At 66.0% G+C, this 14,069-nt stretch carries 12 protein-coding genes and 1 tRNA gene; 3 read left to right on the top strand and 10 right to left on the bottom strand.

Annotation, left to right across the window (positions count from 1 at the left end; genetic code table 11):
- Window positions 1-29: 29 nt before the first annotated feature.
- The gene (locus tag E3O62_RS15050) at window positions 30-1,538 is read right to left on the bottom strand and encodes a multicopper oxidase family protein (RefSeq protein ID WP_134399055.1); all 1,509 of its coding nucleotides are present in this window, start codon (window positions 1,536-1,538) and stop codon (window positions 30-32) included.
- Window positions 1,535-1,786, bottom strand: a complete 252-nt coding sequence (locus tag E3O62_RS15045; RefSeq protein ID WP_134399033.1) for an SHOCT domain-containing protein — start codon at window positions 1,784-1,786, stop codon at window positions 1,535-1,537. Before E3O62_RS15045 ends, E3O62_RS15050 begins: the two co-directional genes overlap by 4 nt.
- A gap of 376 nt (window positions 1,787-2,162) precedes the next feature.
- On the opposite strand from E3O62_RS15045, the gene E3O62_RS15040 reads away from it, so the two are divergent.
- Window positions 2,163-4,550: a cation-translocating P-type ATPase gene (locus E3O62_RS15040; RefSeq protein WP_134399032.1), complete on the top strand. Its 2,388-nt coding sequence runs from the start codon at window positions 2,163-2,165 to the stop codon at window positions 4,548-4,550.
- Here the strand turns inward: E3O62_RS15040 and E3O62_RS15035 are convergent.
- From E3O62_RS15035 to E3O62_RS15005, 6 genes are all read right to left on the bottom strand, one after another.
- The gene (locus tag E3O62_RS15035) at window positions 4,542-5,660 is read right to left on the bottom strand and encodes a cell wall metabolism sensor histidine kinase WalK (protein ID WP_134399031.1); all 1,119 of its coding nucleotides are present in this window, start codon (window positions 5,658-5,660) and stop codon (window positions 4,542-4,544) included. The genes E3O62_RS15040 and E3O62_RS15035 overlap by 9 nt on opposite strands.
- Window positions 5,657-6,349, bottom strand: coding sequence for a response regulator transcription factor (locus E3O62_RS15030; protein ID WP_134399030.1), 693 nt, complete (start codon window positions 6,347-6,349; stop codon window positions 5,657-5,659). Before E3O62_RS15030 ends, E3O62_RS15035 begins: the two co-directional genes overlap by 4 nt.
- 420 nt (window positions 6,350-6,769) lie before the next feature.
- A complete protein-coding gene (locus E3O62_RS15020; protein ID WP_134399029.1) occupies window positions 6,770-7,297 on the bottom strand; it encodes a hypothetical protein in 528 nt (175 codons plus the stop codon).
- A gap of 334 nt (window positions 7,298-7,631) precedes the next feature.
- Window positions 7,632-7,703: transfer RNA gene (locus E3O62_RS15015), tRNA-Gln, on the bottom strand.
- Window positions 7,704-7,839: 136 nt separating this feature from the next.
- The gene (gene gltX, locus E3O62_RS15010; RefSeq protein WP_134399028.1) at window positions 7,840-9,360 is read right to left on the bottom strand and encodes a glutamate--tRNA ligase; all 1,521 of its coding nucleotides are present in this window, start codon (window positions 9,358-9,360) and stop codon (window positions 7,840-7,842) included.
- Window positions 9,353-10,357, bottom strand: coding sequence for a LysR family transcriptional regulator (locus E3O62_RS15005; RefSeq protein WP_241973533.1), 1,005 nt, complete (start codon window positions 10,355-10,357; stop codon window positions 9,353-9,355). The genes gltX and E3O62_RS15005 overlap by 8 nt, the downstream gene beginning before the upstream one ends.
- Window positions 10,358-10,438: 81 nt before the next feature.
- On the opposite strand from E3O62_RS15005, the gene E3O62_RS15000 reads away from it, so the two are divergent.
- Window positions 10,439-11,539, top strand: a complete 1,101-nt coding sequence (locus E3O62_RS15000; RefSeq protein WP_134399027.1) for an aminotransferase class V-fold PLP-dependent enzyme — start codon at window positions 10,439-10,441, stop codon at window positions 11,537-11,539.
- Between the two features lie 56 nt (window positions 11,540-11,595).
- On the opposite strand, the gene E3O62_RS14995 is transcribed toward E3O62_RS15000, so the two are convergent.
- On the bottom strand, window positions 11,596-12,303 hold the full coding sequence (locus tag E3O62_RS14995) for a type 1 glutamine amidotransferase domain-containing protein (protein ID WP_134399026.1): 708 nt from the start codon (window positions 12,301-12,303) through the stop codon (window positions 11,596-11,598).
- A 48-nt stretch (window positions 12,304-12,351) separates the two neighbouring features.
- Complete coding sequence (locus E3O62_RS14990) at window positions 12,352-13,371, bottom strand: NADP-dependent oxidoreductase (RefSeq protein WP_134399025.1); 1,020 nt, start codon at window positions 13,369-13,371, stop codon at window positions 12,352-12,354.
- 92 nt (window positions 13,372-13,463) lie between these two features.
- Between E3O62_RS14990 and E3O62_RS14985 the strand changes: the two genes are divergently transcribed.
- Entirely contained in the window at window positions 13,464-14,069 is a 606-nt protein-coding gene (locus E3O62_RS14985) for a TetR/AcrR family transcriptional regulator (protein ID WP_134399024.1), read from the top strand.

The following is a 14,069-nucleotide window of genomic DNA, read 5'->3' as shown; positions in this document are numbered from 1 at the left end:
CACAGGAAAGCCCCTGTCAGGAGTCGTTGTTACTTTGCTTCAATGACGCCCATCATCCCGTTGTCCTCGTGATCGAGGATGTGGCAGTGATAGACAGTCCGTCCGGCGAAGTCGTCGAAGGCGACGCGGACCTTCACTCGTCCCCCTGCCGGAACATTGACAACGTCTTGCCGAACCACAGACTCGACCGCCCTGCCATTTTCCTCAACGAGCTGCATTGGCCACACGTGCAGGTGCAGGGGGTGGTCCATCTGGGTGGTGTTTGTCAGGGTCCATTCTTCGATGCTGTCGGCCTGAACCGTGGTGTCTGTTCTGTTCGCATCGAACACCTCATTATTAATGGTGAAACTCATCATCGAGCCGTCCCTCATCCCGCCCACTCCCATCCCGAACGTGAGCTCGCGACGCGCCGTCACGGGCCGCGAACGAAGATCTGGGGGCACGGCCTGCTCGGGGACTGCGGACAGGGCGGTCATCGCATCACCGGACACCGTTAGTGTCGCCACTGAAAAGCCGCGAGGGTTGCTCTGAGCGTCCTGCCCGCTAGGTCCAGCGCCGCCGCCCATCATCCCGCCCATCATTCCGTTCGTGCCGCCGCGGTCGTAGGGCAGGGTCTGGAAGATGGATGTCCCTGAGACAGCGGTAACCAGGAGGTCCGCTCGGTTGCCGGGTAACAGCACTACCTCATCGACGTCGCCGGGGGTCTGGAACCGTCCCGAGTCGATGCCGAGGAGTTGTAGCTCCTGCCCGTCGAGACGCAGCCGCAGGTACCGGGACACACAGGCGTTGACGATGCGCCAACGTTCGCGTTCCCCCGGACGGGCGGTCATGACCGGATTCACCTGCCCGTTGACCAGAACGAGTTGTCCTTCCCGTCCCGCCATCTGTTCCATCGGCGTGACGGGAGGGATGCGGCCCAGGCTGTCCAGTGTGATGTCTGAGATGACGAGCACGCGCTCTCGCGTTGCCCTGATGGGCGTGGGGTCCTCAACAATGATGGCCCCGTAAAGGCCGCCGAAGACCTGATCGGCGACGAACCCGTGGTGGTGCGGGTGATACCAGTACACTCCTGGCGGGTGATCAGGCGGCAGCTGATATTCGTAGTCGAATGAGTCTCCGGCCTTCACGGTCACGAACATGTTGTCGCCGTTGTCCGACGGAGAAACATGCAATCCGTGCACGTGCAGGTTGCTCGGATCGTTGAGGCCGTTGTGCAGGCTCACACTGAGCGTGTCGCCCGCCTGAACGCGTAGGGTAGGCCCCGGCACGCCCCCGTTATAGCTCAGCACGGTGGCGCCGCGACCGGAAATCTTCACGTCCCCCGGTGCAGCATCTAGGCGGACCTTGAGGCGGCCATCGGCGCTACGCAGCTCGGGCGGCTGAACCAGTGAATCACCGGAGGGCGCCCCAAAGCCTGAGCCGGTGGCCAAAGGCGATGCTGTCTGCTGGCTCCAGAGAAGTCCCGCTCCCCCGGCAACCGTGCTCGCCAGCCCGAGGCCACCGAGCGTGAGAGCGCTTCGACGGCTGAGAGGCTTCACCACTTATCCTCGCCCAGGACTGCGCGCTGTTCGCGGTACTGCTCCGCGGTCAGCTCACCCCTGGCGAAACGTTCATCCAGTATCTGGCGCGCGCGGCCAGGCCCAACCTCTCCCCCCTGTTTCGGCCCGATACTACGATCGCCAGAAAACAGCCGAACCATGAGCACGACCAGCAACGAGATACCGACAATTGTCAGCAGCCCGAAGAGCCAGTACAGCCCCATACTTCCTCCATAGCCCCACATCATGATCCGACTCCTTCGACTCATATTTCGAGAATAGACACTGCCACAAGCATACCCCTTGGGGTATTTTGGACAATCACACGGCGTGCACCACTCCCCTTTTTCAGGCGGTGCATCCTCCCGGAAGGGGTAGTCGTTCAGTGCGCCTCAAGCCGTCACGGCGAGCAACGAACGACAAGCGAGCCGTGAGCCGGTAGAAGCATTCCGGAATACTATCTACCCTAGTAGCGTTGCCTGATTAACGACCCAAAGGCCCTACGACAGCCTTCCACCGACGAGGTGGATCGCGCCGATCGTATACCCCCCATGGGTATAGGATGAAAGTATTCGACACGGAGATTGTCGCTGTGAGACCGATTCTTCAGAATGGAAGATTCACATGACTCAGGAGGCCGAAACTACTGTCCTCGAAGTGCAGGGCGTTCAATGGGCATCCTCGCGAGCGATCGTCGAGTCGGTGCTCGCCCGCCGCCCCGGCGTGTTGAGCGTTGATGCGAATCCGGTAGCGCAAACCGCGAGCGTGACCTTCGATCCCAGGCAGACCTCCGTCACTGATCTGGCGTCATGGGTCCGGGAATGCGGTTACCACTGCGCTGGACGCTCCGTGCCCGATCACATCTGCGATCCGATGGCGTCATCCGTCACCGACCACACCGAACATGAAATGAAGACCGGACAACCGCCTCGAACCATGCAGGAGACCATGGGGCATGGTGGCGCGCCCGGCGACATGTCCATGACCGGCATGATCCGGGACATGCGCAACCGGTTCATGGTGGCGGCGATCCTGTCGGTTCCGATCACCCTGTGGTCGCCGATCGGCCGGGACGTTTTCGGTTTCGCGGTTCCTGCCCCGTTCGGGCTGCGGGATGACGTTTTCGCGTTGATCCTGTCTCTGCCGGTCATTTTCTATTCGGCTTGGATCTTTTTCGATGGGGCCTTCCGGGCGCTGCGGGCCCGAACCCTGGACATGATGGTTCTGGTAGCCGTCGGTGTTGGAGCGGGCTGGCTCTATAGCCTGTCTGTCACCCTTACCGGTGGTGGGGAAGTTTTCTACGAGGCTGCGACCGTTCTGACCAGCTTCGTCCTCCTGGGCCACTGGTTTGAAATGCGTGCCAGGGGCGGCGCAAACGACGCCATCCGTACGCTGCTCGAGTTGGCACCGTCGCTGGCATTCGTCATCCGCGACGGGGAACCGGTTGAGGTCCCGACCGCGGAGGTTGTCCCGGGCGACCTGCTCCTGGTGCGGCCCGGTGGGAAGATTCCAACCGACGGAATTGTGGAGGACGGCGAGTCCGACATCGACGAATCCATGGTTACCGGGGAGAGCCTTCCCGTCGCCAAGAGCAGCGGATCGACCGTGATCGGCGCCACCGTGAACACCACGGGAACCTTGCGCGTGCGGGCGACCAAGGTCGGCGCCGACACCGCGCTTGCGCAGATCGTGGCCCTCGTCCAGGAAGCGCAGAATTCCAAGGCCCCCGGACAACGGCTAGCCGACCGCGCGGCATTCTGGCTTGTGCTCGTGGCACTCATTGGCGGCAGCGCCACACTGGGTGCGTGGCTCTTGGCCGGGGCGAGCCTTCCTACCGCGATCCTCTTTGCGATCACCGTTGTCGTCATCACCTGCCCGGATGCGTTGGGCCTCGCGACACCGACCGCCATTATGGTCGGCACCGGTCTGGGCGCCAAACGCGGTGTCCTCTTCAAGACCGCGACCGCGTTGGAGACTTCGGCTCGCATCGACACGGTCGTGCTGGACAAGACGGGTACACTGACCCGGGGCGAACCAGAGGTGACGGACTGCATTGCTGTTGGGATGGATGAGGTCGAGTTGTTGGCCCTTGTCGCTGCCGTGGAACGGGAGTCCGAGCATCCGCTCGCCGCAGCCGTCGTCAGTTACGCCGTCGGGCGCGGCGCGACTGCGTTGGAAGCATCTGCGTTCCGCAATGTTCCGGGACATGGTGCCGGCGCCACAGTCGCAGGACGCCAGGTGTTCGTCGGCAACCGCAAACTCATGGTTGCCCAGGGCATCGATATCGATCCGGTGTCCGCCCAGCGTCAGACGCTGGCCGCGACCGGACGGACGGCGGTCCTCGTCGCCGTCGACGGGAAGGCCGCTGGGGTCATCGCCTTGGCTGACGCCGTTCGAGAGACCGCGGCGGCCGCCGTTGTCGCTCTTCACGAAGCGGGTATCGAGGTCGTCATGCTCACCGGCGATAATGAGGCGACCGCGCAGCGGATCGCCTCCATGCTCCACATCGATGTTGTGATCGCCGAGGTGCTCCCGGAAGACAAGGCCGCGAAAATCAAGGAGCTGCAGGCATCCGGCAAGCGAGTCGCGATGGTCGGCGACGGAGTCAACGACGCTCCGGCCTTGGCACAGGCGGACCTGGGCATCGCCATCGGGGCAGGGACGGATGTCGCCATCGATACGGCGGACGTGGTCCTGATGCGGTCCGACCCCCTCGACGTCCCCATCGCCCTGCGCATCGGGAAAGGCACCGTGCGTAAAATGCGCCAAAACCTTGGCTGGGCGGTCGGCTACAACGCGATCGCGCTCCCCATTGCCGCCGGCGTTTTCTTTCCGACGTTCGGTATCCGGCTCAGTCCGGAAATCGCCGCCATCTCCATGTCCGGTTCCAGCGTCATCGTCGCGGTCAACGCGCTGCTGCTCAAGCGGCTGCGCCTCCCGCGACAGCCCGAGAGCACAACGGCCACCACATTGGCTGATGGAACAGGGAATGACGTCGGAGTTTCAGCCTGATCTGGCTGCGGCGCGCAGGGGTATCACGACCGCGAATCTGGCTCCCTGCCCTGTCCCTGCCGACGAGGCCGTCACGTCCCCGCCGTGTGCACGCGCTATTTCCCGGGCGATCGTGAGACCGATCCCTGATCCGGCAGAGCGGCGGGCTTGTCCGGGCACACGGTAGAACCGCTCGAAAACACGCTCCGTGTCCTCCTCAGCCAAGCCCACTCCCGTGTCGATCACGACGACCTCACCCCGGCCGTCGGCGCCGTGCGTCGTGATCGTGACCTCACCGCCCGCCGGGGTGGCGAGCAGGGCGTTGCCGAAAAGGTTGGTCAGAACCTGGGTGATCCGGTCCGGGTCCACGTGCACGGGTAGCGGCGTGTCGACGTTGAGTGTCAACGTCACGCCCGAATCTTCGAATTGCGGAGCGAGCCGGTTGGCCGTGCGGCGCGCAAGATCGGCCAGGTCGGCATCGACTGGATGCAGGTCGAGCCGCTGTTCTTGAGCCCGCGACAGGCTGGACAGGTCATCGGAGAGGCGGTGCAGGCGGCGCAGTTCCTCGCTGAGGGAGGCAAATGTGTCGGGGCTGGCGGTGAACACGCCATCGATCAGCCCCTCGACGTAGCCGTCCAGAACGGTCAGTGGGGTTCGCATTTCATGCGCAACCTCCCCGAGCAGCCGGGTTCGCCGGGACTCGGTATCGGCCAGGGCCTGGGCCAGCGTATTGACGTCGCTGGCCAGCGCTGCGAGTTCCGGCTCGGACGGGACGGGGACCCTGCCTCCGTATTTTCCGGCAGCGATCAGCTTGGTCGCGGCCCGCACAGCGTTGAGGGGGCGAAGTAGGCGCCCCGTGACTGCCGCGGCGACGAAACCTGCGGCGATGACGCTGGCCAGTACCCCGACGATCAGCGAGGTCGTGAGCGCGGATAGGAAAGCGGAGCGCACGCTGGTCGCGTCCATAACCCCCATCGACATTCCGGTGCCCTCACTGTCCATCATCATTCCCAGCCGGTCTTCGAACAATCGAGGAGCAAGCAGCGAGATCGTCAGATAGGCCACCACGCCGCCGACCACGGCAATAGCGGCATAGGAGATGAACAGGCGCAGCGAGAGACGCATCTTCATCTGGACCCGGCCACAAACTTGTAGCCCACGCCCCGCACCGTGGCGATCAGGTGTGGATCGCCGGCATCGTCGCCGAGTCGCGCGCGCAAACTGCGGATGTGGACATCGACGACCCGTTCGTCGCCGTAGAAATCGTAGCCCCAGACTTTTTCCAGCAGTTGTGCCCGGGAAAACACCCGCCCGGGCTCGGTTGCGAGTGCGGTGAGAAGGTCAAACTCCAGGCTCGACAACCCCACGGAGACTCCATTCGCCACAACCTCTCGGTGGGCGGGTTTGATGGACAATCCATCGAAGCGAAGCAGGGCGTCTCCGTCGGTCCGCTCACCCCGATTGTCACGACGGAGCATTGCCTTCACTCGAGCCGTCACCTCGCGCGGGCTGAAGGGCTTGGTCACGTAGTCATCCGCACCCACACCGAGCCCCACGAGCTTGTCGACCTCCTCCGCCCTGGCCGTGACGAGGATCACGTACGCGTCGCTGAAGCCTCGCAACTGCCGGAGAACCTCCAGCCCGTCGATCCCCGGCAGCATCACATCCAGCAGTACGAGTGCGGGTGGCTCCGTGCGGAGTGCCGCAAGTGCCTCGGCGCCGTCCGCCGCCTCCGCTACGTCATAACCTTCCGCTTCCAGGTAGCCACGCAGGACCGTCCTGATCTGCGCCTCGTCGTCGACAACCAGGACCTTCTGCATCGCTCACCCCTTTTCTTCTGATTATCGCCGTCCGGCGGCACGGTCTCTGCACTGCGCCCCGGGGACTCGGCGAGGGAGGACCACCCCAGGCCTTAGCTCTCGAGTACCTGCAACCGTTCTCGGTATTCCGTTTCATTCAATTCGCCCTTCGCGAATCGATCATCGAGTATTTGACGCGCTTGACTGCGCTCGCCTTGTCCGCGGCTCAGCGGAGTAGTCCCGCGGAACCCACCGCGTTCAGTTCCGCCAGCAAAAGCCCGCACAACCCAAACAACAAGGAGGATGACTGCGATGAGCATGAGCAGCCCTACCGGCCATCCCCACGTCATGTTGTATCCGTTTCCCCACATCATTTCTTCTGCTCCTTCAATTTGTGTTTATTTATGGACATTCAGGCAGCCCCTGGACCGGTCTGCCTGTTCAGGAGACGGTCAGGTCGTCACCATTCCCTGCGCCCGAGTGCATACCGACGCCCGAACCCATGCCCATCCCCTCACCTGGGGTGTGGGTCGCATTCAGCATCAGGTCAATGCGGCTCTTCATCTGTTCTACGGCTGCCTCCCTGTCATCAGATGACAGAGTGCTGTTGGAGTCGAAAGTGGTCCTCTGCTGCGAGACCATTGCGTCTTTGAGTCCAGAAACCGATTTGCCCTGGGCTTCAGCGACATCCGCGAGGGACCCACCCGACTGCAGCCGGTCGTGCAACTCCGTCTGACTCAAGCCGAGGTAGCTCGCGACCGCGACCATGGGCGAACTCTGCCCGAATGCCATGCCGGCCATGTGGCCTGACCGGTGGTCGCCAACTGACGACGAGGTCGTCGATGGTGGCTGGGAAATCGCCCCACCACCGGTAGAGGCCTGCGCCGCGGCAACACCGCCCGTCGCAAGCGCTCCGACGAGCCCGAGTCCCGCAATACCAGCGCTCATGTTCTTCCGATTGAGTTTCATCAGTCTCAACACCTTTCACGTTCAGCCACCAAGTTGATGTCTACACACCAGCATGCTGACCGCGCATGAAGCTCCAGCCCCCGTGCATGTGAAGGTTTGATGAAACGCGCTGGCCAGGATCATGCCGATCCGCACAGCGCACGCCGACGGTCGTTATGCGACGAGGGTCAGCTCAGTTGCGTCGTGACGAGAGCGAACCAACCCGGGCAGCAAAACGCCGCTGCAGCCCCGCATGGCGCTTGTGGTATTGGTTCTGGCCACCAGGGCCGTTTCGGGGCACGGGGGAAGGACAGGCGATGGGTGATATCGCCGCGACATCCTGCGCCTACTACTGCTGGGGTACCTGGACTCGAACCAAGAACAACTGAACCAGAATCAGTCGTGTTGCCAATTACACCATACCCCAATGTCTGTTCCTCAGAACGGACCGACTCGTAACTCTAACCCACTCAGAGGGCCGGGACAAACCCAGAGCCGAAATCGTCGCCGGCTCGAGCCGATTGCCGGGGCAGACCCCGAAGGGCCCGGCCCCGCGAGGCCAGTCACTCGAGAGTGGTGGCAGCCAGACGTGCAAGACGCAGCACGGACTCCGCCTTGCCCAGGATCTCCATCGACTCGAACAGCGGCGGCGAGATGCGCCGGCCGGAGACCGCGACCCGCAGGGGGCCGAAGGCCACGCGCGGCTTGAGCGCGAGCCCGTCGATCAGCGTCTCGGTCAGGGTGGTGTGCACCCGGTCGTGCGTCCATTCCGCTTCGGGAATGTCGAGCAGCGCTGCCGTGGACGTGGCGAGGATCTCGCGCGTGTTCTGCGGGAGCGAGGCGAGGGCATCCGGCTGGTAGGCCAGCGAGTCGCCGCCGATGAACAGGAAACCGAGCATGCCGGGTGCCTCGCCGAGCAGGGCGATGCGTTCCTGCACGAGCGGTGCGGCGGCCTCGAGAATAGCCTGCTGCACCTCGCTGAGTGGTTCGATCACGTCGCCGGCGGCCACCAGGTACGGGATGACTCGGGCGGCGAAATCGGCCGGGTCGAGCAGCCGGATGTGGTCGCCGTTGAGCGACTCGGCCTTCTTGAGGTCGAAGCGGGCCGGGTTCGGCAGCACGTTGACGACGTCGAACGCGGCGATCATCTCCTCGATCGTGAACACGTCGCGGTCGCTGGAGAGGGACCAGCCGAGCAGCGACAGGTAGTTGACCAGTCCCTCGGGAACGAAGCCGCGAGCGCGGTGGTGGAACAGGTTGGACTCGGGGTCGCGCTTGGAGAGCTTCTTGTTGCCCTCGCCCATGACGTAAGGCATGTGCCCGAAACGCGGCACGAACGTGGCCAGTCCGATGTCGATCAGCGCGTGGTACAGCGCGATCTGGCGCGGCGTGGAGGAAAGCAGATCTTCGCCGCGCAGCACGTGGGTGACGCCCATCATGGCGTCGTCGACCGGGTTCACGAACGGGTACAACGGATGCCCGTTGGGCCGCACGACGACGAAGTCGCTGAACGAGCCGGCCGGGAAGGTGATCTCGCCGCGAACCAGGTCGTCGAAGGAGATGTCTGTGTCGGGCACCTTGAGGCGGAGCGCCGGCGAGCGACCCTCGGCACGGAAGGCCGCCTTCTTCTCATCGCTGAGGTCGCGCTCGAAGTTGTCGTATCCGGCCTTGGGGTCGCGGCCGAGGGCGACGTTTCGCACCTCGATCTCCTCGCCGGTGGCGAAGCTCTCGTAGATGTGACCGGACGCCTTGAGCTGCTCGATCACGTCACGGTAGATGTCGTAGCGCTCGGACTGGCGGTAGGGAGCGTGCGGTCCGCCGACCTCGACGCCCTCGTCCCAGTCCAGGCGCAGCCAGTGCAGCGCGTCGAGGAGCTGCACGAAGCTCTCCTCGGTATCGCGGGCCGGATCGGTGTCCTCGATCCGGAAGATGAACGTGCCCCCGGTGTGCCGGGCGTAAGCCCAGTTGAAGAGCGCCGTGCGGATCAGACCGACGTGCGGCGTTCCGGTCGGTGAGGGGCAGAACCGAACGCGAACGTCGGTGCCGGTGGCAGTGGAAAACGGGTGCGCAATTGTCTCAGACATCACCCCCGATTCTAGTTGCCTCCGGGTGAGGCGCGGGTGGGGATACGGGTGGCGCCGCGGGTGCCGCCTCCGGTCCGGCCAGTGCGGCGAGCCGGCGCAGGGTGACGGCAATGGCCGCCACGGCCGCGGCCCCGGTGACCGTGACCGTGTGCAGGGTGCGGTGGTCGCGGCCGCGGGTGGGCCGGATGGCGACGAGGGGCTGCGCGCCGACGGAGTCGAGGGCGAGCGCGGGCAGCATCGCCACCCCGATGCCGGCCGCCACGAGGCCGAGCACGGCGGCCGCGTTGTCGGTCTCGTAGGAGATGCGGGGCGTGAAACCGTTGTGACCGCAAAGCTCCAGCAGGTGGCCGCGGCACCGAGGACATCCGCCGATCCAATTCTCCTCGGCGAGGTCGCCGAGGTCGACTACGCCGTTTTTGGCCAGGGCATGTCCGGCCGGCAGCACGAGCATCATCTCGTCCCGGCGGAGCCGGGTCACGACGAGGCCTTCGGCGCTGTCCCGGTGAGGGTCGACCCGGTCGCCGGGGTAGCTGAACGTGATCGCCAGATCGGCCTGGTTCTGGCGCACCAGAGCCACGGCTTCGGGCGGCTCGGCCTCAAGGTAGGTGACGCTGATTCCCGGATGACGGCGCTGCAGGTCAGCGAGCAGGCGCGGCACAATGGTCGCCGAGGCGGACGGGAACGCCGCCAGTCGCACCCGGCCCGCGCGCAGGCCGCGCAGCTCGGACAATTCCCCCGCGGCGGCGTCCAGGGCCCCGCTCACGATGGTGGCGTGCCGGGCGAGCAGCCGGCCGGTCTCGGTGAGCCGCACCCCGCGGCCGATGCGTTCGATCACGGCCATCCCGATGCGCTGCTCGAGCCGTCTGAGCTGCTGGCTCACGGCGGGCTGGCTGTAGCCGAGCGCCGCCGCGGCCGCCGTGATTGAGCCGCAGTCGGCGAGCGCGCCCACGACGCGCAGCATGGTGGAGTCGAGTTCGGGCTGGACGAGGGCGGGCACGAAGTGATCATAACTGATGCTTATGGATTGCCTCAGCTACTGGCTGTTGTCGAATGAATAGGCCGGTCGCATGCTGGAGGGATGAACCAGAGCGAATCTTCCGCGTCCCGTTCGCCGCTTTCGACGGTGGCGGACCGCATCGGCGTACGCGAGGCGCGCGAGCGGTTCCGGGGCGGCCGCGGCTATCTGGCGGCCTGCACGCTCGGGCTGCCGACCCGGGAAACGGAAGCGGCCCTGCGCGTGGACGCCGACGCCTGGGCGCTGGGCACCGCGTCGGCGGCGGGGTACGCCGCCGTGGTCGAACGGGTCCGGCACGCGTATGCCAGACTCGTCGCTGTTCCGGTGAGCCGGGTCGCGATCGGGTCTCAGGCATCCGTGCTGGCCGGCCTGCTCGCCGCGGGCGTGCCCGACGGGGCCGAGGTGCTCTGCGTCGACGGCGATTTCAGCTCGATGGTGTTCCCGTTCCTTAGCCAGGCGCACCGCGGGGTCACCGTGCGGCACCTGCCTCTGGCCGAGCTGGCCGTCGGGATCACCGCCGACACCTGGCTTGTGGCGTTCTCGCTCGTGCAGTCCGCCACCGGTGCCGTCGCCGATACCGCGGGGATCGTGGCCGCCGCCCGTGCTCACGGGTGCTTCACCCTCTGCGACACGACGCAGGCCGTCGGGTGGATGCCGGTGGACGCATCCGTGTTCGACGCCTCTATCTGCCACAGCTACAAGTGGCTCTGCGCCCCGCGCGGCGTGGCCTTCCTGACCGTGGCCGAGCGGCTGGCCGCCCGGCTGCACCCGGTGCAGTCGGGCTGGTACGCCGGCCGGGACCCGTGGGCCTCCTGTTACGGACCGGACATGGACCTCGCGGCTGATGCGCGCCGCTTTGACGTCTCTCCGGCCTGGAACGCCTGGGTGGGCGCCGAACCCGCACTGGAGCTCTTCGGGCGGCTCGACCTGTCGACGGTGCGCGACCACGCGGTGGCGCTGGGCGACGCGCTCTGCACCGGGCTCGGGCTCGCCCCGGCCGGGCAGTCGATCGTGACCTGGCCGGATGCCGACCGCACCGACCTTGACCGCCTCACCCGGGCAGGTCTCACCGCGTCGGGCAGGGCCGGGCGGGCCCGCGTCGCCTTCCACCTGTGGAATGACGAGGACGACGTCGCCGACGCCCTGCGCGCCCTGCGTTCGTAGCCAGGTCTCGACGGGCGCGAGGGGCCGCTCAGCCACAGGGTCTCGCGGCGACTCGACTACTTCTGTGCGGTGACGGCGGTGATGATCGCGCCGGCGAGAGCAGCGGAGGAAGCCGGATTCTGGCCGGTGTACAGGTTGCGGTCGATCTCCATGTGCTCGGCCCAGGCTGCGCCGGCGACGAAGTCGGCGCCCAGCGCGACCAGGCGGCTCTGCACGAGCCACGGCGCCTTGGGGGCGAGGCCGCCGAGAGTCTCCTCCTCATCGGTGAAGCCGGTCATGCGGTAGCCGGTGAAGGGCCAGCTGCCGTCGGCTCGCTGGGCGGCGAGCATGGCGGCCGGGGCGTGGCAGAGTACGCCGAGAATCGTTCCGGAGTCGAGTGCTTCGGTCATGATGCGTCCGGAGTCGGCGTCGACGGCCAGGTCCTCCATCGGGGCGTGGCCGCCGGGGTAGAAGACCACGTCGTAGTCGGCGACCGCGATGTCACTGATCGAGCGCGGCTCGTCGAGTTCACTGCCGATGGTGTCGAGGTAGGCGACGATGGCCGCGGCCCGGTCTTCCCCGCCGGCCGCCTGGGGTGCCAGGCTTCCCGCGTCGATGGTGGGGGCGACGCCGCCGGGCGTCGCGATGGTGATCTGCCAGCCGGCCTCGGTGAACCGGCGGTGCGGTTCGGCGAGCTCTTCGGCCCAATAGCCGGTGGGGTGCAGGCTGCCGTCGTTGAGGGTCCAGTGATCAGCGGCGCTGACGACAAAAAGTACGGAATTCATGGGTTCTCCAGAGTGTGTGATCGTGTGAAATGGATGCTGTCGGGAAAGTCAGACGTTCGTGCGGACGACCATCTTGCCGGTGTTCTCGCCGCGCATGAGGCCGAGGAAGGCGTCGACCGCGTGGTCGATCCCGTCGACCACGGTCTCGTCGAAGACGACGTCGCCCGCGGCGAGCCAGCCGGCCATGTCGGCGGAGAACGCGGGGAAATGCTGCATGTAGTTGCCCACGATGAAGCCCTTCAGGGTCAGCCCGCGACCGATCATGTTCGCCAGGTTGCGCGGGCCGCCGGTCGCCTCGGTGTTGTTGTAGACGGAGATCGCGCCACAGAGGGCGGCGCGTCCGCCGTCGTTGAAGCTGGCCAGGGCAGCCTCGAGGTGCTCGCCACCGACGTTGTCGAAGTAGACGTCGATGCCGTCCGGAGCCGCGGCGGCGAGCTGCTTGGCGATGTCGCCGTCCTTGTAATTGAAGGCGGCGTCGAAGCCGTACTTCTCGGTCAGCACAGCAACCTTCTCGGCCGACCCGGCGGAACCGATCACGCGGTTCGCGCCCTTGAGGCGGGCGATCTGGCCGACCATGCTGCCTACGGCCCCGGCCGCGCCGGAAACGAAAACGGTGTCGCCGTCCGTGAGCTCGGCCACCTCGAGCAGGCCCACGTAGGCGGTGAGTGCGGTCATGCCCAGCACGCCGAGGTAGGCGGAGAGAGGCACGCCGGGGATTTCCGGGACGACGCGGAAGCCGGCGGCTTCCTCCTGAACCAGGTCGCGCCAGCCGAACTGGTGCACGACCACGTCGCCGACGGCAACCTCGTCAGAGGCGGATGCGACGACGCGGCCGACGGCCCCGCCCGTCATCGTCTCGTTGAGGGCGTAGGGGGCGGAGTAGGATTTGGCGTCGTTCATCCGGCCGCGCATGTAGGGGTCGACCGAGACGAACTCGTTGGCCACGCGAACCTGACCGGGGGTCAACTCGGGCAGGTCGATGCGGATGGTGCCGAAGTCGGCATCCGTTGGCCAGCCGGTGGGGCGGTCGACAAGCTGGATCTGGGTGCTGGTGCTGGACGAGGCCATGGCGGCTCCTCTGCTTTTTGTAACGGATGGTTTAATATATTGTGTACTGAGCGATACACAAAACCACTCACAGCGAAAACGGAGGAAACACCATGGGGCGGCTGCAGAGTTTCGAGCGCATAGCCGTCGTCCAGACGGCCAGGGACCTGTTCTGGGACAAGGGCTTCGAGGCTACCTCGCTCGCCGACCTCGAAGAAGCGACCGGTCTCCGTCGATCCAGCCTCTACCACGCCTTCGGCAGCAAGCGTGGCCTGTTCGACGCCGCCGTCGAGGACTACCAGGCCTCCGTCATCCGCCCGAGATTGCGGACCCTGACCGGGCCGGGGATCGGCCGGGCCTCGCTGCTGGCTTATTTCAGCGAACTCAGATCGGCGGTCTCCGCCCTGCCGGAGGACTCCCCGCGCCGCGGCTGCCTGCTCGTGAACTGCGCCGCAGGCCTCGCCGGGCACGACGACCCGGCCCGCCAGGTCGTGGAGGGCTACCGGTCCGAGCTGACGGACACCCTCCAGGACGCCCTCCGGGCGGCCGGGACCGCCGCCGGAGGAAGCGCGCCGGACCGCGCCCGCACCCTGGCTTCGCTCGGCATGAGCGCCATGCTGCTCGCCCGGGTCAACGCCACCGAATCGGTGGCGCTGCTGGACACAGCGACGGAGCAAATCCGGTCCTGGTTTCCCGTGCACGACGCGACCGACGCCTGA

Origin of the sequence: Cryobacterium sp. TMT2-15-1, from assembly GCF_004402345.1 — a bacterium.
In the GTDB taxonomy this organism is placed as follows: domain Bacteria; phylum Actinomycetota; class Actinomycetes; order Actinomycetales; family Microbacteriaceae; genus Cryobacterium; species Cryobacterium sandaracinum.
The sequence above is the reverse complement of the archived record's forward strand: the minus strand, read 5'-3'. Positions and strand labels throughout refer to the sequence as shown.